Raw genomic sequence first — 20,480 nt, 5'->3', positions numbered from 1 at the left:
GAAAAACAGGTCAAACGTAATAGAATTTGTGGGTAAAGGGGTCGCCGCAGCATGAAGGGAAAAAACAAAAGCATCATGATCGTCATGGCTATGGTCATCGTCGCATTGCTGGGATATGCAGGCTATCGTTTCTTTGCTCCTGTGACACTGGCAGAAGGGTATTTGTACGAAGACGATACACGTATGTTTTACACGAGTGTCACGGTAAATAACGAGAAAGTAAACGTAGAAATAACAGATTCCATCGTCGAAACGGAAGACAGCATCCCCGTTCTGAAAACTGAGTCGATTCTGCTGGAGGGAACGATGGATGGGGCGCAGCTGACCCTTAAAAATCCGGCGACTGGTCAGGATATCATCGGCACAGTGCAGGGTGACGAGCTCCAATTTGACGGGTTGCTTATGGAAGAAAATAAAGGACAGACGAGTCTTATTGCCACAAAGAAAAGCGCGTACGAAAGCAAATTGACGACATTAACCAAGCGCATTAATGAGGAAGCGGAAGTAAAAAAGAAAGCAGTAGCAGAACAACAGGCCAAAGAAAAAGCGCGTGTGGATTTCGCCAAAAAAGTAGAAAAGACAGGAAAGCTAGAGGCTGATCTGATCGAAACGGCAAAGTATTTGGACGAGCTGCAATTTACGGATGAAGCTCAGTTTTCCAATGATCAAATAGCAGAGCTGCAAAGACTGTTGGAAGAGATTCGTACCTATTCGACGCAGCCAGGCTTGAGCAAGATGGAATTCGAGGTCATGCAAGGAACGCTGGGCAGTATGAAGGTGTTGGTCGATGGGATGAACACCATGGATGGCTCGATCCAGGATAAAAACAAAAACATGCAGGAAATGATCGCCATCATGGAGACCGACATGAAGGACATCCAAACAATTTGGGCGGAAATCAAAGCGAGCGTGCCGGATGCCGAGAAACGGGAAAAAGCAGTCCTCGCGGCTATCAAGACGGCGACTGATTCAATCGCGCAGGCGAAGCAGCGCCAAGGCTCGGTAGACAAAAGCGGACAAGCAAAAGTGAAGGAAACCGCGAACAGTCTGTATCAACAAGCGGTGAATGTACTGAATCAGACAAAAGCAAAGTATGGTTTTTAGACAGGAACAAGGCTCTCCTTCGAGAGCTTTTTCTCATTTAAGCACCCTTATCGTTTTCAGGTCGGAAAAATTGTATTATTCTTATAGTATTACTAAGGGATAATGACATGAAGGCATATTTTCCAGGAGGAGTACGATGAGCGTCTACCAGAACATTACCGAATTGATTGGAAACACGCCGATTGTTCGACTGAGGCGCATGGTTCCTGAAGGAGCAGCAGAAGTTTTTGTGAAGCTGGAGAAATTCAATCCGTCAGGGAGTGTGAAGGATCGCGCTGCCTATAATCTGATTTTGACGGCTGAGCAAGCAGGACTGATTCAACCGGGGGATACGATCATAGAGCCAACGAGCGGCAATACAGGAATCGGCTTGGCGATGAATGCCGCAGCAAAAGGCTATCGTGCGATTTTGGTGATGCCTGATAATATGTCGAAGGAACGGATCAATATATTGAAAGCGTATGGGGCAGAGGTTGTCTTGACTCCGAGCGAGCTAAGGATGCCGGGGGCGATTGCCAAAGCGCAAGAACTTCAAAAAGAGATTCCGCGCAGCTTTATTCCCCAGCAATTCGAAAATCAGGCGAACCCGGACATTCATCGAATGACGACAGCTAAGGAAATTTTTGCGCAAATGAATGGTCAACTGGATGCTTTTGTCGCCACAGCTGGGACGGGAGGAACGATTACCGGAACAGGCGAAGCGTTGCGCGAAAAGCTCCCGGAGCTGTATATCACTGTCGTCGAACCAAAAGGCTCCCCGGTTCTGTCTGGCGGAAAGCCTGGTCCACATAAACTGGTGGGCACAAGCCCCGGTTTTGTTCCACAAATCCTCAATACAAGCATTTATAATGAAATCATTCAAATCGCAGACGAAGACGCCCTACAAAGCATGAGACAGCTTGCAGCGTTGGAAGGGATTCTCGTCGGCCCTTCATCGGGTGCCTCGGTCTTTGCTGCTATCACGATTGCCAAAAGGCTCGGAGTGGGGAAGCGAGTCGTTTGCATTGCGCCTGACACGGGGGAGCGGTATTTGAGTATGAATCTTTTCTAATGAGGAGAAAAGGCGATGAGCAACGAAAAACACGCGGTGATCATCGGGGCAGGCTTGAGTGGGCTCGCAGCAGCGCTTGCTTTGAAGCAAAAGGGCTGGCAAGTGACGCTTTATGAGCAGGCAAAGGAGCATAAAGGCATCGGCGCTGGAATTGTTTTGGCTGCCAATGCCATGAAGGCATTGGATAAGCTGGGAGTTGGACAGGAAGTACGCGAATGTGGGGCAGCTGTCCGTTCAGCACGGATTCGCGACTGGAAAGGAAATTTATTAGTCGAGCTGCCCGTCGCGGAACAAGCAGAACGGTACGGGGCTGACAGCTACTTGATTCATCGGGCTGATCTACAGCAGGCACTTTTGACGAAAATCTCGACACATGAATTGGTTTTAGGCAAGCAGTTCGCTTCATTTTCTCAGGAAGAGGAAAGGGTTCATGCCGCTTTTGCAGATGGGTCGGGTACACATGGGACGATTCTGATCGGAGCGGACGGGATTCACTCCCGTGTACGGAGGAGCTTATTCGGTGAAGAGTCGATGAGATACTCCGGGTATACGGCGATTCGCGGGATTGCTACTTATCAAGACCCTCGTTATCCACTGGAATCAGGGGGAGGCTTTGAAGCATGGGGCAAGGGAATTCGTTTCGGATTTTCCCATATCGGCAACAATCGAATACATTGGTTTGCCGCCATTAATGCACCTGAGGGAGAACAAGATGGGCCGATGGGACGGAAGCGAGAGACTTTGCGCCGACTGGACGGCTGGTATGAGCCAGTACGTGCAGTGATTGAGGCGACAGAGGATGCAGCTATTTTGCGGCATGATATTTACGATCGTACACCACTCAGGAAATGGAGTGAGGGGCGGGTTACATTAGTGGGCGATGCGGCACATCCGATGCTGCCGAATCTGGGGCAAGGAGCGGGTCAGGGAATGGAAGACGCACTTGTGCTGGCCAGATGCTTGGCGGATAACGACACGGACTCGGCTCACGCTTTGCGCATGTATGAAGAGATACGAAAGAAGCGAGCGAATGCGATTGTGAAAGGTTCCCGCTTGATGGGGGCAGTCACCCAATGGGAAAATCCGCTCGCCATCGCGGCTCGTCATTTCCTGCTAAAAACGATCCCTGCCCGTATCCAGAGCAGAAGACTGGACTGGATTGTCGGACACGAAGTGTGAATACGGCGGCAGAAAAAAGGCAAGGAGCATGAGGCCCTTGCCTTTCGACTTTTTCCGCTTATTGATGACGTGCCTGATAGGCAAGCAACGCTGCAATGAATAACTGACCAGTTTGAATCATGGAGCGCTCATCGACATCGAATTTGGGGTGATGATGCGGATATGTCGCTTGAATCTCCGGGTTGCGTCCACCGACCATGAAGAAGGTAGCGGGGCGCTCTTGGGCAAAGTAAGCAAAATCCTCTCCGCCCATGCCAGGTGGGATTTTCAAGACGCGCTCCTCACCAAAAATACGTTTGGCTTCTTCTGCAAGTAGCGGAGTTTCTGTCTCATCGTTCCAAGTAGCGGGGTAGCCGCGTTGGTACATGATTTCGCAAGTAGCGCCGACTGCTTGGCAGCTGGCTTCCACGATACGTTTCAGAGATTGCTCGACGGCTACCCTTACTTCCTCGTCATACGTGCGGACAGTCCCCTTGAGCCTCACTTGATCAGGGATGACGTTGAACGCTTCGCCCCCGCCCACGAAGGAGCAAACAGACAGAACGACTTGTTTCAGCGGATCTACCTGACGGCTGGCAATCTGCTGCAAATTCATGACAACCTGACTGCCCAATACGATTGGATCAACGGAGGTATGAGGATAAGCACCGTGTCCGCCTTTTCCGTACAAAACGATTTCGAAGCTGTCCGCTGCTGCTGTAATGTAGCCATGACCGATTCCGACAGTGCCTACGGGAAGTTCGGAGGCAACGTGTGCGCCATACACAACATCGACTCCTTCGAGACAACCCGCCTCCACCATGGCTTTGGCGCCACCGGGGGGCAGCTCTTCCGCGAATTGATGCAGGAATACCACATTTCCTGGGAGCTCATCGCGAAACTCGCTCAACACTTGTGCGACTCCTAAAAGTCCGGAGGTATGTATATCGTGACCGCACGCGTGCATGACGCCTGGAATGCGGGACTTATACGGTACTTCTTTTTCATCATGGATGGGTAAGGCATCGAAGTCAGCGCGCAACGCAACTGTTTTTCCTGGCTTTCCACCCCTCAAGAGACCGACAACACCCATACCACCGACACCGGTTTGTACCTCTATACCAAAAGAAGCCAGCTTGTCTGCTACTTTCTTCGCTGTGTTTTCCTCCTGAAAGGAAAGCTCGGGATACATATGCAAATCACGTCTGAATGTAACAAGCTCTGGATAAATCTCCTGTAGCCGGGCAAACCATTTTTCTTCCATCGAACCCACTCCTTTTTCCTAGGGAAAGAGATTGGTATTTCGTATTCGCCTTATTATAAAAATATTCCGAATCATAATTCAATGTATGATTTCGATAACTATGATGAAGCTACATTCATATTATGTAGACATTTCCAGTAGAAATCTCTAGAATATTAGAGAGACATGTTCAAAAAGTCGTGTTTTTAGTACAACCAAATAAACAAAAGACGACTTTTTGCACAGATGGATTGAGGAGATTATGACGAGTACACACCCAAAAAACCCCAGAGTTCTAATCATTATGCTCGTTTCTAGCATCCTTGTTTTGATCTTGACTTGTGTAAGCATCGCGATTTCTTATTTCAATACGATTCAATCCGTCCGACTCTCCATTGCGAATCAAAGCATGAAAGCTGCCTCTACAGTAGCAGACAGTCTAGATGTTGACGCGTATCAGGAGTTTTTACGAAATCCGGTAAAAGGGACCCCCGCCTATAAACGAATCGAACAGCAATTGAATCAAGCGCGTGAGCAGCTCGGTCTGCTGTATTTATACACGATTCAAATCAGTGAAGACAGGCAGAGTGGTCGCGCAATGATCGTCGCAAGGCCTCCAAATGCGAAGCAAACTTTTGATATCGGTATGCCTATTGTTCTATCTTCTAAGCACATTCAAATGATTTACGAAGGATCATCAACGTACTACTCAGATATTATCAGGGATCCAAATTACGGGGTCTACTTGTCTGCTGGCGCACCGCTTAGAGATAGAGAAGGAAGAATCATCGGAATCATTGGAGTAGATACGGACGTAGCCATCGTCGAGGACATTGGAGATGATGTCGTTCGTAGCAGCATTCCTGTTTTTGCGATTCAAGGTTTGTTTGTCGTCGTACTGATCTTCCTGGTCCTTTGCATGGAACGCTGGTACCAACGTGCCATCAAGGCAGCAGTTGACGAGACGGAAGAAACCTATCAGGATGAATTGCGCTCAGTCATTTGTTCGATGCGCTCCATACGCCATGATTTCGTCAATCACATGCAAGTGCTCTACGGTTTGATTGAATGCGGCTATTATCCAAAAGCACGAGATTACGTGCAGTCGTTGCTGAAAGAAACCAAGCTTTTGGACCTCACCGTGAGGTTTGCGAATCCTGCCTTAATGGTATTGCTTCACACCAAATGGGAGCAGGCTAAATCCAAACAAATCGTGATGCAATTTGAAGAATGTTCTGATCCAATCGATAGCATTCCTTCCATTGATCTGATCAAAATTTTATCGAATCTTATTGATAATGCAATTGAAGCGGCTGAATTAGCGGATGGGGAAAAGCGAGTCAGCATTTATTTTTGCTGTGATGAAGAACACGTTATTTTCCGAGTTGAAAATACAGGCCCGGAAATAACGCCAGAACAACGTGCACGTATTTTCGAGCGTGGCTATACAACGAAAACAGAGAAACAATATGGCTCGCGTGGAACGGGTCTGACGATCGTAGATGCAGTCGTTCACAAGTACAGGGGGAAAATTGAGGTTTGGTCTGAGCGGGGAATCACGAGATTTACCGTCTGGTTGCCAGTGAAATAGGCTCATAACAAAAATGATTCAAGGATGATAAGAAAAAGCCGTCAAACAGTTGGCGGCTTTTTGCTTTTGCGAGTCTCTATGCATGGTGTCCTGGCGCAGGCTGCACCACTTGGTTTTCCTGTGCATGAAATGGACGTGAGATCGAGTAGAAGGCAAATCCGAATGAAATCAGGACGAACACGGCTCCAATCCAAGGCGTGTAGATGACGGATGACCGTTCGACAACGAGGCCGCCAGCCAGAGAGCCAAGGGCGATACCTAAATGCTGGGCAGAAGTATTCAAGCTCAATTGAATATCCGCAGTAGCAGGTGAGCAGGAGATCAAATAGTTTTGCTGCGCTGGCGAAATAGCCCAGCTAAGCGCACTCCAGATGACCATGATCGGCAAGAACAAATAAAGCGAGCCTGTAAAAAACGGAAGGACACACATGATCAAGCCGAACACTGGGATGATGAACAGTATGCTTTTGGTTGCTCCCCATTTATCTGCGATCCAACCGCCAATCCCACCGCCAGCAACGGCTGCAAGCCCAAACAAGAGATAAATCCAGCTCAGTGTCGTTCCATCGACATTCATCGTCGTTTGCAGATAAGGAGTGAAGTATGCATACAGCGTCAAGTGACCTGTCAGCATTAACAAAACGATAAACAAGGCGCTGAATAGCTTGCCGCTACGGAGGGTAGTCATTTGATCACGCAGCGGAATCGGCGGTGCGGTTTGAACTTTTGGCAAAAACAAGAGGATAAAAATCATCGCGACAATACTCAGAGCTGCAATGAGCCAAAAGGGGGCACGCCATCCGAAGGCATTCCCCAGAGCCAGTCCAACAGGGACGCCGAGTACGAGCGAACCGCTAATCCCCATGAAAATAACCCCAATGGCGCGGCCGCGATAAGCAGGTTCCACAAGATTCGTTGCAATTGTAATCGACAGCACAATCAGGATGGAGCTACTTGCTGCGCTCAAGACGCGCGCCGTCATTAATACAGCGTAGCTCGGACTAAGTGCAGCGAGCACATTACTCAGGAAAAAGGCTGCTAATGCATACAAGTATAGCTTTTTACGCTCGACGCGCCTTGTAACATGCAGGAGCAGAGGAGCAGCAATGGCAAAGGCAAGCGAGAAAATGGTGATTAATTGTCCGGCAGCGCTAATCGATACCTGAAGATCACGAGCAATCAGATCGAGCGTACCACCGATAATCAATTCCACCGTACCTACGACAAAGGTAGCAATCGCTAAGATGAAGACACGTGGATTCAAGACAATAGCTCCTCTCAAGTAAAAAGGTTACTACCATAATAGTAACCTTTTTGGTCGTGTGCAACTAGAAATTTCTCCATATAAATAGAAAAGACTCCGGCCAACTGTAGAATTAAAAGCGTAAAAAGTTCATCATGACCAATAAAAATAAGTAATCGAATACAAAATAAAACAATTTATTGAAGGATGTGTAATGTAAAAGGGATATTCCTTTTTGCGTTACCATCCTCTTCATTTTTTTACGTGCGATTTCGATACGTACATAGTAAGAAATGAATACCTATTTATGTGATTTTTAGTTTAATTTGCTTTTGAAGAGCGAGTTTTACGCTTAGCCCCAGAACAACATCGGAATAACCGCAAAGATGAAACAGATGCCATTGTTCAATATTTACCTGAAATCAGGGCGACTGCACGGTTTCGATGGAGTCAAGTGAAACAACGTTGGTTTCTCCGAAAAATAAAGTCCTAGACTGTCGCTGTTATATTGAAGGATCGTAGTCTACTAAGCTTATTCCGTGAATTGATTCGTCATCAACCTCGTTTTTTACCAAGGAAGAACTCCAACTTCACCATAGAATCCACCTGTAGCTCCGGCATGAGGGAGAGTGGCAAGTTGTACCACGATGCGGTAGCGCCTTGGGAGTGTTTTAACTGAAATTGCGAAGAAGGGGTTAAAAGTCTCATCTGCAAAAGCAGGTTTGAATCTAGAAAGGAATTAAGATCTATCGTAACGATGAGCAGGGCAATGTCGTAGTAACATCAAATGGAACTGAAATCGGTTTTCAGTTAATGATTGGAGGCCTGCTACATCTGAGAAAACAAATGGGCAGTTCTTAATATCTGTACTGCCTAAATTGTAAAAAATCTTTATGAATAGTATAGAAATTGAGGTTGTGCAACCTTTCGTATTTAATTAAACCGGCGCTATAAAGGAGTAATTCTAATCTATGAATATTGAGAAACTAAAAAAGGAATTGGGTATCTTTATACTATATTCTTTATTATATATTTTCATTGTTGCATTATTTTCTGTAGCGATAATGTATTTTCCTATACCAATTTTGGGAGCTACAGGGTTTATTCAGGATGTATGGTATGTAGTATTTGTAAAAATCATTTTTCTACTTTTTCTTCCCTTGTGTATTTATAAAAGACTTGGGTACGAAATTTCTAGTATATTTAAAACCAAACTAACGTGGAAAATATGTATAGCAGTATTTAGTTGTTTTATTCTTGGAATGCTTCTAAATGTCAGTTACATAGCTGAGATTAATAGAGTTGTTGCCAATGGTGGTATCATGATATGGATAAACTTCACAGTTGGACTTCTTTTACCGCTTGTGCAAGCGGCTATTCCAGAAGAGATTTTTTATAGATATATACTCCAAACTCGATTGGAAAAAGTATGTGGTGCTATCTTAGGTATTTTTTTATCTGCGCTCTTGTTTGCTTCATTTCATTTTCCCTCTCGTTATCTACTTTCAAGCGGAGTAGAGGGAACTGCGGGAAATATTTATTCGGTCCTCATAGGAACTATTGTACCAGTGTTTGTTATTGGTATTATCTTCGGATTTTTATGGTGGAGATATAGGAACATCTGGATTTTGATTGCTTTACATTATGGAATAGATACATTACCTTCAATTGCTTCATTTCTACATATAAGCAAATAGAGCCATTAAAGATGAGTTCATGTCGGCAGATGATGCTGTTCAACAAGCTGATTTCGATAGTTCAAATAAACGAAAGCCGATTTACAGAACAAAAGAGTTGCTGTAAATAACAAAAAGAAATGGATAGAATTCAGATCTTCTCTGAAACCTCTATCCATTCTTATTTTCACTAATAAACGTCTAACATTGTATCGCATTAATTAATAGGATCGGTTAAATTGGACTTCCTAGCTATTTAAATAAAACCAAAAGCCAAAGTCCAGGGATTATCAGTATCGGAGACGGATGATCATCTTGCGGATTTCTTCATCGTCAAACAGTTGATCCACATATTTTTGGGTGATTTTTGTCAGTGCGACATCATGGTAAAAAGAATCGGCAAAAAATTTGACGAATGGTTGACCGCGTGTCTTGATCGCATGCCAGCCTGTGTCCTCCTCACCTGCAAAAATCATTTCATCTTGGTCCACTACGATTAGCTGATAGCGCTCCAAGCCTTGATGCTCTTGCACCGGGATAAAGGAATGAACACAGGAAAGCGTGGTGTTGATCTGCCCGATCACCAAGGCTTCGATCTCTACGCCTTCCTTTTCTTTCCTCTCAAGTAGGGGGGCATACTCTAAAAAATCATCGGACCAGGCGGAGATACGAATAGAACGAGTCGCTCGTTGGATCAGTTGTTTGCATTCTGCGCGAATCGATTCGTCAACCTTCAGGCTCCAGACTCGGTCATCACGTACGGTTTTATGAGAAAGGGAGCTGGTTAATTTTTTGACGTCCGTTTGAAATTGGCGGGTCAGCTTTTCTACCAGGCTGTCCAGAGGAAGGGCTGTATACCGCTTCTTCTTTTCCGAGATGGTGTCAAGGACCATCCCCTTTTCTACCAGACGATTGAGCACCTCGTAAATTTTGGCCTTTGGCACCCCCGAATGCTTCACGACCATTGCAGCATCGAGAGGCTCGCCGCTAGACGCCAATGCTTCATAAACTTTACTCTCATACAGAGAAAAACCAAATGTTTGCAGCATCAAAATCCTCCATGGAAAACACGAGCATTTTTATTCGATCGTACCGATAATCGAGGTGTTTTGCAAGAAAGAGGAGGGGCGAAAGGAATATTTTATCGAAAATTATCGGGTTTTTTCGACATAATTCGACGAAATTCTTGTAGGTCCTTAGGCAGTAGACATACCAAGCATATATCAAATAGAGACCCTATGTGTAAATGATCAGCCGAAAATTCGGCACTTGTTGCAAGTAGGTCGATAGCCTTATTGAGCAATTTCTTTTGAACGTGAAGGTTTTTTTGTCGAAGGAAAAAATTTGGCAAAGATTACGTATCGCGTAATAATTAAAAATAGTCGGAATTGGGGGTTTGATTTTCCGATGCATCACAAATAGATAGAAAAAGAGGGTGAACCGCAGTGAAGAAAAGCAAAAAGCTCTTATCCGTTTTATTTTCCTCCTCACTCGTGCTCAGTACTTTCGTGGCTGCACCTGCAACGGGTTTGGCCAAACCAAAAGAGGACAAGCATGATCTGCATGTAGATTTGTCCACTGTTAACCTGGATCGACTGATTAAAGGGTTAATGGAGCAAGGAATTATTGATGAAGACGCCGATCAGGAAGAGATTGACGAGGCGTTGCTCGAGTACTTCGAAGACAAAAAAGTACCGCACGGCATTGATGAGTCGTCTTCTTACGGTAAGGAAGCGAGCAGAGGACAGCAGGCAGCATTGGCTGATGCTGTGCAGAAAATAGCTGAGATGGAAGACGGCGATGAAGTGCGTGCTTCCAAGCGTCTACATACAGATAACATCGTTGTCGCTCTTGTCGAGTACCCTGACCGGGAGCATAATCAGCTACCCAAAGTGAGTGATTCGCTTTGGACGGAAGACTTCAACGAAAAGCATTACAAAGAAATGCTGTTTGATCAGGAGGGGTACAAAACTCCTGAAGGAATCGGCATGACAACAATGGCGAAATACTTCTATCTGCAATCGGGAAGAACGTGGACCGTTGATGGTGTGGTAACGCCATGGCAAATGGCAGAGAATGGCTACAAGTATTATGGAGGGAACTCCAAGGCTGGTGACGATTCCAATCCGCGCGATCTGGTAATCGAGACCTTGGCGGCGGTTGGGGAATCCATTGCTGGGAAAGAGGAATTGTACGATCAGCGCGATCCGTATGATATCGATGGTGATGGAGACCTAATGGAGCCGGATGGCAATCTGGACAACCTCATGCTCGTTCATGCGGGGATCGGAGAAGAGACAGGGGAAGATCCAGATGCGATCTGGTCTCACCGTTGGACTTTGAAGAAACCTGTGGAAATTCCTGGAACAAGCCTCAAGGCATTTGATTACATGATCCAGCCTGAAGATGGCGCCCCAGGTGTATTCACTCACGAATACGGACACAATCTCGGTTTGCCAGACTTGTATGACACGACAAGAGCCGGAAAAGATTCGCCAGTAGGCGCTTGGTCCCTCATGTCGTCCGGTAGCCATACAGGTAAGGTCTTCCAAACAGAACCTACAGGCCTTGATCCTTGGTCCAAAATGGTTCTACAACAAATGTTTGGCGGCAACTGGATTGCTCCGACTGTTCTGGACTACAAAGATGTAGAAAAACGCAAGAAAACGGTTCAGCTCATTGATGCGAGCAGCATTGAGAAAAACGGAAAAGTCGTCAAGCTGAATATGCCGAAAGTTGAAAAGAAACCGCCGGTTGAGCCAAAAGATGGTGGCTACGCATACTTCTCGGATGAAGGAAACAAATTGAACACCAAAATGACTTCCGATGTGATCGATTTGACTGGGGTCAGCTCCGCCACGATGAAATTCGACTCATGGAGAAACATTGAGGAAGGCTATGATTACCTCTCCGTAAATGTAATCGATGCGGATACAGGTGAGAAAAAAGAAGTGCAGAAATTCGATGATGTAACAAAAGGCTGGGACAAAGAAGAAATTAGCCTGAATGAGTTTGTCGGCAAAAAAGTGCAAGTCGAGTTTAACTATGTGACGGACGTCGCTTACGTGTTGGACGGCTTCTATCTCGATAACTTTGAAGTAGAGGCAGATGGGCAAGTTATCTTCGCGGATGATGCAGAGGGTGAGAAGAAGTTCAAGTTGGATGGCTTCATCCACTTCGATGGAAAAGGCAAAATGTACGATTCGTACTATTTGGTTGAGCTTCGCTCTCACGAAGGAATTGACGCTGGACTGAAGTACTTCCGCCGAAATGACTCCTTCTTCACGTATGATCCAGGTATGGTGATCTGGTACTTTGATGGTCGCTACGAAAGAACACGTGATAACAATACGAGCCAGCATCCAGGCTACGGCTTGCTCGGTGTAGTAGATGCCCATCAGGAAGTACGTTACTGGAACAATGATGAGGGTAACAAAAGCGCAATCGCAGACTCCCGCTATCAGGTGAACGATGCTGCGTTTAGCCCGAACAACACATCCGGTATGGATCTGGATTACATCTATGGAACGATGAAATACGATCCGTTGAAAGGCGTTAAGGAGTTTGACGACAGTGATGACTACTCGATGCCAGAAGTACCGGAAGTCGGTAAAATCCTGCCGCAAATCGGTTTGCAAATCAAACTGAAAAGAGCTTCCAAGAAGTTCACGGATGCTACGGTTGAGTTCTCCATTGACAAACATTAATGAATAAGTCAAAAGACGCCACACAGCGCCAAGCTGATGTTTGGCGTCTTTTTCGTTTCTCTGATTACTGGTCTAAGCTCGGCTGCATAGAAATAGGCTATAACAATGAACGACAAGCTGCCCGAACTGATTGCGCGTAAGAAAGGCAACCTTTTGTACAGGCATAGGAATCGCGCCCGGCAGCAAGGGGGGATCAATCATGCTGCATATTGTCGCTTGCATTAAGCAGGTGCCGGACACCAAAATCATCAAGATGAATCCGAAGACGAATACGATGGATCGCGCCAGTGCACCAGCTATTCTTAACCCGTATGATGCACATGCGGTAGAAGAAGCCGTTCGGTTGAAAAATCGATATGGGGGTGTGGTCTCCGTCGTCACCATGGGACCGCCGCCAGCGGTGAAGGCCATTCGGAAGTGCATCGAGATCGGAGCAGACGCAGGCTATCTGGTAACGGATCGTGCATTTGCTGGAGCAGACACATTGGCAACCAGCTATGCGATTACCAAAGCCATTGAGAAGATTGCAGAAAGCCAGCCAGTCGACCTCGTCATTTGCGGAAAGATGACCATCGACGGTGATACGGGACAAGTCGGACCAGGAGTCGCCAGACGGTTGGATATTCCGCCGCTTACGTGTGTGAAAAAAGTAGTAGAGATAAACAAAGAACAAGGTTACGCCATCGTGCATCGAAAGCTGGAGGATGGTTATGAAGTCATCCAGTCGACCTTGCCTTGTTTGTTTTCTGTGGAGAAGGAGATTAATGAGGTACCGTATTCTCCGCTGCCCAACATGCTTCGAGCTGCTAGGTATAATCCTGTTGTTTGGTCCGTCGATGACTTGGGGGATATCGATCGGACGCAGTTAGGTCTGAAGGGCTCTCCTACCATCGTTGCAAAAGTTTGGCCCCCAGAGAAGCCAAAGGGTGGCGAAATGCTCGAAGGAAGCGTCAGCGAGCAAATCGCACGCTTGATGGAAGTTTTGCACGATAAACAGCGATTGTTTCGGGTGAAGGAGGAGCAGATATGAATCTGGATGATTTTCGTGGCATCTGGGTGTTTTTAGAGGTGAGTGACGGCCGTATCGCCCCAGTATCACTCGAGCTGTTGGGGGCGGGAAGACAAATGGCTGACAAGCGAGACGTGCCGCTTGCTGGCTTGTTAATCGGAGATGGAGTTAAGGAGTTGGCCCACACGGCGTTTCCCTTCGGTGCGGATCAAGTGTATGTATACGATCAGAAGATTTTTCATGAGTACCGTACAGAGTCCTACATGCGAGCTGTCATCGAATGTGTCCAAAAGCACAAGCCGGAAATTATCTTGTATGGGGCGACGTCCACGGGAAAAGATTTGGCTAGCGCTGTTGCGACGGATTTGGAGACAGGGCTGACCGCCGATACGACCATGCTCGATGTGAACGCGGAGACAGGATTGTTGGAGGCGAGCCGTCCAGCGTTTGGTGGTAACATCATGGCGACGATTTTGTGCAAAAAACATCGACCGCAAATGGCGACCGTTCGCCCAAAAGTCATGAAAGCGCTTGAGCCAGACGAGTCACGTACAGGAGAGATCATCGAGGAAACCATGGAGCTGCGAGAAGAAGACATTCGCACAAAAGTACTGAAAATCGTCCGGGAGACGAAGGAAAAGGTGCGGTTGGATGAGGCAGATGTGATCATCGCTGGCGGTAAGGGACTCGGAAGCAAGGAAGGCTTTGCGCTTATTCATCGCTTCGCAGAACGAATCGGGGCAACCGTCGGGGCCAGCAGAGATGCGGTGGAAGCTGGCTGGATCGGTCATGAACATCAGGTCGGACAGACGGGAGTGACGGTCACGCCAAAAATCTATTTTGCCATCGGCATATCAGGAGCTATCCAGCATTTGGTCGGCATGCGTAACTCAGGATTGATCATTGCCATCAATAAAGACCCGAATGCACTCATCTTCCAGGCTTGTCACTACGGTATTGTCGGTGATGCTTTTGAAATTGTGCCATTGCTCATGGAAGCATTCCAAAAGGAGCCGGACAAGGAGGTAACGTATGGCTGAGAAATTTGATGTAATCATTGTCGGAGCAGGCCCGGCTGGAACAGCTTGTGCTTATACGCTTGCCAAAGCGGGTGTAAATGTACTGTTGATGGAGCGCGGGGAATATCCGGGTTCCAAAAACGTCATGGGAGGTGTTTTGTATCGCAAAACGATGGAAGACATCATCCCCGAATTTTACAAGGAGGCACCTGTTGAGAGACCGATCGTCGAACAGCGATTCATGATGCTCGATAGGGAATCAGCCATCAATTTCAGTTATAAAGGCATGGAGTGGGCCCAGGAACCTTATAACAATTTCACGGTGCTGCGGGCGAAATTTGACCAATGGTTTGCAGACAAAGCTGTGCAGCAGGGAGCACTTTTACTTAATGAGACCGTGGCTTTGCAGTGCATTGTTGAAAATGGCAAAGTAGTCGGTGTGAAAACAGATCGACCGGATGGGGATTTATACGCAGATGTTGTCGTTCTGGCAGACGGCGTGAACTCCTTGCTGGCGAAATCGTTAGGGTTTCATAAAGAGTTTCGTCCAGATGAAGTAGCGCTCGCTGTCATGGAAGTACTGAAACTGGATCGTAAAATAATCGAGGATCGCTTTAACCTAGAGGGCGATCACGGTTGTACGATTGAAATTTTCGGAGATTCGACCAAAGGGATTTTGGGGACGGCTTGGTTGTATACGAATAAGGACAGCTTGAACATTGGGGTAGGGACGATGCTGTCGGGTCTGATCAAAAACAAGATTAAGCCGTATGAGTTGTTGGACTATGTAAAGAATCATCCCATGATTCGGCCGTATATCCAAGGGTGTGAGCAGCAGGAATACTTGGCGCACCTGATTCCCGAGGGAGGCTATCGTTCCATTCCCAAAATTGTCGGCAATGGTGTCCTTGTCGTAGGAGATGCTGCCCAGCTCGTCAATGCGATCCATCGAGAGGGATCGAATATGGCGATGGCATCTGGTGTCATGGCGGCGGAAACGATCCTGGCGGCAAAAGAGGCGGGGGACTATTCCGAAAAAATGCTCGACGGATACCGAATCAACCTGTTGAATAGCTTTGTCGGTCAAGATTTGAAAAAATACAAGGACGCAACGCATCACTTTGAAAAATTCCCGCAGTATTTTGAACAGTATATTCCAATGATGAACAAAGCGGCGAGTCAGATGTTCACGGTTGATGGCAGCTCGAAATGGAGCAAGCAGAAGAAAATCTGGAGCGACCTCGGCTCTGCGAAGGACAAATGGAAAATGGCGCGTGACTTGATGAATGCGTGGAGGGTGATGAAGTGATGCAGGATATACCGAAGGGCCAGTCAATCGAGGAGAAACAGTATCTCGTGCGTTTCAAAGCGGATACGGAGTCACATCTGCATGTGCTCTCTGCTGATGTTTGTGCGACGCAATGCCCTGATAAGCTCTGTACCATCTTTTGTCCTGCGGAAGTATACAAATGGGAAGAAGTGCGGATGCACGTCGGTTACGAAGGATGTCACGAATGTGGGAGCTGCCGTATTGGTTGCCCGTATGAAAATATCAAGTGGGTGTATCCGAAGGGTGGACACGGAATCATCTTCAGACTCGGGTAATGGGCGGCGATAAGCGGTGATACAAGTAGGCGATCTGGTCATATATGTAAAGGATGGGGCAAAGGGAGTCGTCATTCATATGGAGGAGGACCGCTTCCAGATAATGTGGGAAGATGATTTTGTCAGCTGGGAGAAAAGGGAATGGCTGTTGCCCAGTTCATTGGAACAAAGCGATCTTCCAAAACAGAAAGAACAGCAGGAGTAGATTCCCGCTGTTCTTTTGTTTTGAGGAATTTGATCACTAGTTACGGACTGTATAAGGATACATCCGAGCAAAAGACCCCTCAATTCGAAAACAGCCGAGAACTGGTTGTGGAGAAGCGAGTGAAACGATGAGATACGCGACCTCCGGGTAGCGACAGTAAGCAATATCTTCAGGTGACGGAATGGGAGGTGCAGTAGGGTGGGAGTGGTAGATCCCGACCAAATGCTCCCCGCGCAACGCCATTTCGTGGAAAACATGTTGAATCTGCTTGGGGTCCATAGCGAAGGCGACCGGGCTTTTCAACGTATTTTCCATTCGCCAAACCTTCTGTGCACTTCCATTTCTACCGGAGAGCAATCCACACGTTTCATTTGGTCGTTTCTCCAGGGAATCTCGGATGATCTCATCCCAGACGGTACGGGTCATGGAAAAGGGGGGTTCTGAAAGATTAGCCCTGCCAACGCCTGCCGCAGCAGCCTCCGCTTGTTCTAGTCTGGACGGACGGTTGGACTCTATGAACCGGACCGGATTTTGGCAATGGCGATCGCGGCATTTTCGATGGGCGCTGGGCAGGTTGGACTTGATGTTGTTGACGTTGATGATACAGTGCACGCATTTGTTCAGGGGTCATGGTTTTTCCTCCCTTTCTGGACTGTATTATGTTGTATTCAGGTTAGATTCACATGGTAACGGCTCTTGCACATTTTCACTTTTTCAACGAAACGGGTTGAATTCGTTGGCATTTTTGGGATAGGGCATCTGCATTTTTACTGGTGTGGAAGATGAAGATAACTGTTGAGTGGAGGGATCAGAGCTTGGCATGAATTGGGTGTTTGGGTGGAATTGGGCGCTTGGTTGAAATTGCGTGTTTGGCTGAAATTGGACATTTTGCTGGAGTTGACTGAAGGCTTTATTGGATCGAGCTTCTTTTTGCGTGAATTCCTTGATGATTTGCTTGTATTTTTCTTCGTTGTTTTGGTGTTCTTTCACCATGTTTTTAAGTCCGGTTATCGTCTTTTTCAATACTTGCTCCTGGGATGTAAGCTGCTCAATGGTTTTTTCCTTTTCTGTTAACAGAGAGTCATATTTTTGGGTTGTTTTCTCCAGTACTTCGTTCCATTTATTTTTTTGAAGAGAGACGTTCGAGAGCTTTTCATCGGTTTCCTTGGCTTGTTGCTGAAAAGCTTTGATACGATCCTGTGCATCGGTTAATTGCTGTTGAGCTTCTTTTAACTCCGACTGGAGACTCTTAACAGTGTTTTGTGTTTGTTGGATTTCTTCGTCGCGTTGTTGGATGCTTTGCTGCCATTCTTGCTCATGCAGGGAATGCGATTCGGCCAGCTTTTTATAATCAGCGACGAGTTGATTTTTCGTTAACCGGGCTGCTTCCAGCTCAAGCAGAGCTTCCGTTAATTGCTGAGAAGTCTCTTCGTGCTTTATTGTCCAACTTTGCTCGAGATCTATTGCTTTTTGCAACATCTCACGGCGAGTGGCTTCTAGCTCTTGTTCTTTCGTGCGTAAATCTTGTTTTTGCGCTTCGAGTTCTTGTTCTCGGGTGTAAATGTCTTGATTCTGCACTTGTAGCTCCTGCTCCCGGGTTTGCAGCCCTTGCCTTTGAGCTTGGATTTCTTGCTCCAAAGAGAGTAGTGCCTGTTCCAGTGTGTTTAGTTCTTGCTCTCGAGTAAGCAGCTCCTGTTCACGAGTGTGTAGGGTATTCGCTTGAGCGTGCAACTCCTGCTCTTGGTTGTGCAGTTCTTGATCTCGGGCGTTCAGCTCTTGTTTCATCGTGAGTAGCTCTTGCTCGTGGGAGTGGATTTCCTGCTCATGAGAGAGAAGCTCCTCCCCGCGAAGCTGCAGCTCTTGTTCTCGTGATTGAAGTCCTTGTTCTTGAACCTGTAGTTCTTGGCTCTGCGTTAAAAGTGCTTGCTCCTGGAAGAGGTTGGCTTGTTCCCAATCCCGAAGCCCCTGTTCATGGCTCTTCAGCTCTTGTTCTTGAATCTGCAAGGCCTGTGCATGAGCTTGTAGTTTTTTTTCTTGGGCCTGGAGCTCTTGTTCAACATCGTTTAGTTCTTCTTCACGTGCTTCAAGGTCTCGCGTCCGCTCGAGAATTTCTTGATCTCGGGCCTGAAGCTCTTGTTTGAAAGCGAGCAGCTCTTGTTCTTTTGTCTGGAGGTTATGATTCTGAGAGTGAAGTTCTTGCCCGCGCGTTTGTAGCTCTTGCTCAAGGGTGTATAGGTCTTGCTCTCGAGCTTGAAGGTATTGCGTCTGGGTGAGAAGTTCTTGTTCTTTTGTTTGTAGGTGATCTGCTTGCGTTTGCAACTGTTGCCCTTGTACTTGGAGCTCTTGCTCAAAATTGAGAAGATCCTGTTCCCGTGAGTTGAGGTCTTGCGTCTGGGAATGCAGCTCTAGCTCTTTGGATTGGAGCTGTTGTTCTTGCGTCTGCAGGTTATGCTTTAGGGATTGAAGTTCTTGGTTGTGCGTCTGAAGTTCTTGCTCGAGCTCGAGAAGTTTTTGTTCTCGTGCATGGAGGTCCTGCGTTTGGGAATGCAGCTCAAGTTCTTTGGACTGGAGCTGTTGTTCTTTCGTTTGCAGGTTTTGAGCTAGGGATTGAAGTTCTTGTTCCCGTGAGTTGAGGTCTTGCGTCTGGGAATGCAGCTCAAGCTCTTTGGACTGGAGCTGTTGTTCTTGCGTTTTCAGGTTTTGAACCAAGGATTGGAGGTCTTGGTTTTGCGTCTGAAGCTCTTGTTCGAGCTCGAGAAGTTCCTGCTCCCGTGAGTTGAGGTCTTGTGTTTGGGAATGCAGCTCAAGTTCTTTGGACTGGAGCTGTTGTTCTTTCGTTTGCAGATTTTGAGCTAGGGATTGAAGCTCTTGTTCACGTGAGTTGAGGTCTTGCGTTTGGGAATGCAGCTCAAGCTCTTTAGACTGGAGCTGTTGTTCTTTCGTCTCAAGGTTGTGTTTTAGGGATTGAAGTTCTTGGCCTTTTGTCTGAAGCACTTGTTCGATATCGAGAAGTTCCTGCTCCCGTCGGTTGAGGTCTTGCGCTTGGGATTGCAACTCAAGCTCTTCGGACTGAAGCTGTTGTTCTTTCGTCTCAAGGTTATTTTTTAGGGATTGAAGTTCTTGGCCTTGTGTTTGAAGCTCTTGTTCGAGCTCGAGAAGTTCTTGTTCCCGTGAGTTGAGGTCTTGCGTTTGAGAATGAAGCTCAAGCTCTTTGGACTGGAGCTGTTGTTCTTTCGTTTGCAGGTTTTGAGCTAGGGATTGAAGTTCTTGGCTTTGTGTTTGAAGCACTTGTTCGATATCGAGAAGGTCCTGCTGCCGTGAGTTGAGGTCTTGTGTTTGGGAATGCAGCTCAAGCTCTTGGGACTGGAGCTGTTGTTCTTTCGTCTCAAGGTTATGTTTTAGGGATTGAAGTTCTTGGCCTTGTGTCTGAAGCACTTGTTCGATATCGAGAAGTTCCTGCTCTCGTGAGTTGAGGTCTTGCGTTTGGGAATGCAGCTCAAACTCTTTGGACTGAAGCTGTTGCTCTTGCGTCTGCAGGTTATGCTTTAGGGATTGAAGTTCTTGGCCTTGTGTCTGAAGCACTTGTTCGATATCAAGAAGTTCCTGCTCTCGTGAGTTAAGGTCTTGTGTTTGGGAATGCAGCACTAGCTCTTGGGACTGGAGCTGTTGTTCTTTCGTCTCAAGGTTATGCTTTAAGGATTGAAGTTCTTGGTCTTGTGTCTGAAGCTCTTGTTTGAGAACGTGAAGTTCCTGCTCCCGTGAGTTGAGGTCTTGTGCCTGAGCGTGCATTTCTAGTCCTTGCGCTTGTAACGCTTGTTCAAGACTGAGAAGTTCCTGCTGTCGTGCTTGAAGCTCTTGTGTCTGAGAAA

Annotated in this window: 16 protein-coding genes and 1 pseudogene; 11 read left to right on the top strand and 6 right to left on the bottom strand. The window is 46.8% G+C overall.

Going from position 1 to position 20,480, the window contains the following annotated elements:
• Positions 1-51: 51 nt before the first annotated feature.
• The 3 genes from HP401_RS26255 to HP401_RS26245 all read left to right on the top strand — a co-directional run bounded on the left by HP401_RS26255 (position 52) and on the right by HP401_RS26245 (position 3,334).
• Positions 52-1,104: a hypothetical protein gene (locus HP401_RS26255; protein WP_173607159.1), complete on the top strand. Its 1,053-nt coding sequence runs from the start codon at positions 52-54 to the stop codon at positions 1,102-1,104.
• A 136-nt stretch (positions 1,105-1,240) separates the two neighbouring features.
• Positions 1,241-2,155: a cysteine synthase A gene (cysK, locus tag HP401_RS26250; RefSeq protein ID WP_173607158.1), complete on the top strand. Its 915-nt coding sequence runs from the start codon at positions 1,241-1,243 to the stop codon at positions 2,153-2,155.
• Positions 2,156-2,170: 15 nt separating this feature from the next.
• The gene (locus HP401_RS26245) at positions 2,171-3,334 is read left to right on the top strand and encodes an FAD-dependent monooxygenase (protein WP_173607157.1); all 1,164 of its coding nucleotides are present in this window, start codon (positions 2,171-2,173) and stop codon (positions 3,332-3,334) included.
• Positions 3,335-3,392: 58 nt separating this feature from the next.
• Here HP401_RS26245 and HP401_RS26240 read toward each other — a convergent pair whose 3' ends face one another.
• Positions 3,393-4,577, bottom strand: coding sequence for an amidohydrolase (locus tag HP401_RS26240; protein WP_012685443.1), 1,185 nt, complete (start codon positions 4,575-4,577; stop codon positions 3,393-3,395).
• A gap of 241 nt (positions 4,578-4,818) precedes the next feature.
• On the opposite strand from HP401_RS26240, the gene HP401_RS26235 reads away from it, so the two are divergent.
• The gene (locus HP401_RS26235) at positions 4,819-6,147 is read left to right on the top strand and encodes a sensor histidine kinase (protein ID WP_173607156.1); all 1,329 of its coding nucleotides are present in this window, start codon (positions 4,819-4,821) and stop codon (positions 6,145-6,147) included.
• 76 nt (positions 6,148-6,223) lie between these two features.
• On the opposite strand, the gene HP401_RS26230 is transcribed toward HP401_RS26235, so the two are convergent.
• Positions 6,224-7,411 carry an MFS transporter gene (locus HP401_RS26230; protein ID WP_173607155.1) on the bottom strand — a complete coding sequence of 396 codons (1,188 nt, stop codon included), beginning with the start codon at positions 7,409-7,411 and terminating at the stop codon, positions 6,224-6,226.
• A gap of 950 nt (positions 7,412-8,361) precedes the next feature.
• On the opposite strand from HP401_RS26230, the gene HP401_RS26225 reads away from it, so the two are divergent.
• Positions 8,362-9,087, top strand: coding sequence for a CPBP family intramembrane glutamic endopeptidase (locus tag HP401_RS26225; protein ID WP_012685446.1), 726 nt, complete (start codon positions 8,362-8,364; stop codon positions 9,085-9,087).
• Between the two features lie 269 nt (positions 9,088-9,356).
• Here HP401_RS26225 and HP401_RS26220 read toward each other — a convergent pair whose 3' ends face one another.
• On the bottom strand, positions 9,357-10,115 hold the full coding sequence (locus tag HP401_RS26220) for a TrmB family transcriptional regulator (protein ID WP_173607154.1): 759 nt from the start codon (positions 10,113-10,115) through the stop codon (positions 9,357-9,359).
• A 396-nt stretch (positions 10,116-10,511) separates the two neighbouring features.
• Between HP401_RS26220 and HP401_RS26215 the strand changes: the two genes are divergently transcribed.
• The 6 genes from HP401_RS26215 (at position 10,512) to HP401_RS26190 (ending at position 16,611) form a co-directional block, all read left to right on the top strand.
• Positions 10,512-12,773, top strand: coding sequence for an immune inhibitor A domain-containing protein (locus HP401_RS26215; protein WP_173607153.1), 2,262 nt, complete (start codon positions 10,512-10,514; stop codon positions 12,771-12,773).
• A gap of 199 nt (positions 12,774-12,972) precedes the next feature.
• Entirely contained in the window at positions 12,973-13,803 is an 831-nt protein-coding gene (locus tag HP401_RS26210; RefSeq protein WP_012685449.1) for an electron transfer flavoprotein subunit beta/FixA family protein, read from the top strand.
• Positions 13,800-14,822, top strand: coding sequence for an electron transfer flavoprotein subunit alpha/FixB family protein (locus HP401_RS26205; RefSeq protein WP_173607152.1), 1,023 nt, complete (start codon positions 13,800-13,802; stop codon positions 14,820-14,822). The genes HP401_RS26210 and HP401_RS26205 overlap by 4 nt, the downstream gene beginning before the upstream one ends.
• The gene (locus HP401_RS26200; protein ID WP_012685451.1) at positions 14,815-16,110 is read left to right on the top strand and encodes an FAD-dependent oxidoreductase; all 1,296 of its coding nucleotides are present in this window, start codon (positions 14,815-14,817) and stop codon (positions 16,108-16,110) included. Before HP401_RS26205 ends, HP401_RS26200 begins: the two co-directional genes overlap by 8 nt.
• A complete protein-coding gene (locus tag HP401_RS26195) occupies positions 16,110-16,406 on the top strand; it encodes a ferredoxin family protein (protein WP_012685452.1) in 297 nt (98 codons plus the stop codon). The genes HP401_RS26200 and HP401_RS26195 overlap by 1 nt, the downstream gene beginning before the upstream one ends.
• A gap of 16 nt (positions 16,407-16,422) precedes the next feature.
• On the top strand, positions 16,423-16,611 hold the full coding sequence (locus tag HP401_RS26190) for a hypothetical protein (RefSeq protein WP_064200905.1): 189 nt from the start codon (positions 16,423-16,425) through the stop codon (positions 16,609-16,611).
• 36 nt (positions 16,612-16,647) lie between these two features.
• Here HP401_RS26190 and HP401_RS26185 read toward each other — a convergent pair whose 3' ends face one another.
• The 3 genes and pseudogenes from HP401_RS26185 to HP401_RS26180 form a co-directional block, all read right to left on the bottom strand.
• Complete coding sequence (locus HP401_RS26185; protein WP_217364557.1) at positions 16,648-17,037, bottom strand: M67 family metallopeptidase; 390 nt, start codon at positions 17,035-17,037, stop codon at positions 16,648-16,650.
• A gap of 22 nt (positions 17,038-17,059) precedes the next feature.
• The gene (locus HP401_RS29700) at positions 17,060-17,242 is read right to left on the bottom strand and encodes a hypothetical protein (RefSeq protein WP_217364556.1); all 183 of its coding nucleotides are present in this window, start codon (positions 17,240-17,242) and stop codon (positions 17,060-17,062) included.
• Positions 17,243-17,325: 83 nt separating this feature from the next.
• Positions 17,326-20,480 (bottom strand): annotated as a pseudogene (locus HP401_RS26180) (hypothetical protein); the annotation flags it as partial.

It is taken from the genome of Brevibacillus sp. HB2.2, assembly GCF_013284275.1.
GTDB classification, from domain to species: Bacteria; Bacillota; Bacilli; order Brevibacillales; family Brevibacillaceae; genus Brevibacillus; species Brevibacillus brevis_D.
The sequence above is the reverse complement of the archived record's forward strand: the minus strand, read 5'-3'. Positions and strand labels throughout refer to the sequence as shown.

Coding starts and splice junctions, on each gene's coding strand:
- HP401_RS26255 (WP_173607159.1), top strand. CDS start 52: ATGAAGGGAAAAAACAAAAGCATCATGATCGTCATGGCTATGGTCATC.
- cysK (WP_173607158.1), top strand. CDS start 1,241: ATGAGCGTCTACCAGAACATTACCGAATTGATTGGAAACACGCCGATT.
- HP401_RS26245 (WP_173607157.1), top strand. CDS start 2,171: ATGAGCAACGAAAAACACGCGGTGATCATCGGGGCAGGCTTGAGTGGG.
- HP401_RS26240 (WP_012685443.1), bottom strand. CDS start 4,577: ATGGAAGAAAAATGGTTTGCCCGGCTACAGGAGATTTATCCAGAGCTT.
- HP401_RS26235 (WP_173607156.1), top strand. CDS start 4,819: ATGACGAGTACACACCCAAAAAACCCCAGAGTTCTAATCATTATGCTC.
- HP401_RS26225 (WP_012685446.1), top strand. CDS start 8,362: ATGAATATTGAGAAACTAAAAAAGGAATTGGGTATCTTTATACTATAT.
- HP401_RS26220 (WP_173607154.1), bottom strand. CDS start 10,115: ATGCTGCAAACATTTGGTTTTTCTCTGTATGAGAGTAAAGTTTATGAA.
- HP401_RS26210 (WP_012685449.1), top strand. CDS start 12,973: ATGCTGCATATTGTCGCTTGCATTAAGCAGGTGCCGGACACCAAAATC.
- HP401_RS26205 (WP_173607152.1), top strand. CDS start 13,800: ATGAATCTGGATGATTTTCGTGGCATCTGGGTGTTTTTAGAGGTGAGT.
- HP401_RS26200 (WP_012685451.1), top strand. CDS start 14,815: ATGGCTGAGAAATTTGATGTAATCATTGTCGGAGCAGGCCCGGCTGGA.
- HP401_RS26195 (WP_012685452.1), top strand. CDS start 16,110: ATGCAGGATATACCGAAGGGCCAGTCAATCGAGGAGAAACAGTATCTC.
- HP401_RS26185 (WP_217364557.1), bottom strand. CDS start 17,037: ATGACCCGTACCGTCTGGGATGAGATCATCCGAGATTCCCTGGAGAAA.
- HP401_RS29700 (WP_217364556.1), bottom strand. CDS start 17,242: ATGACCCCTGAACAAATGCGTGCACTGTATCATCAACGTCAACAACAT.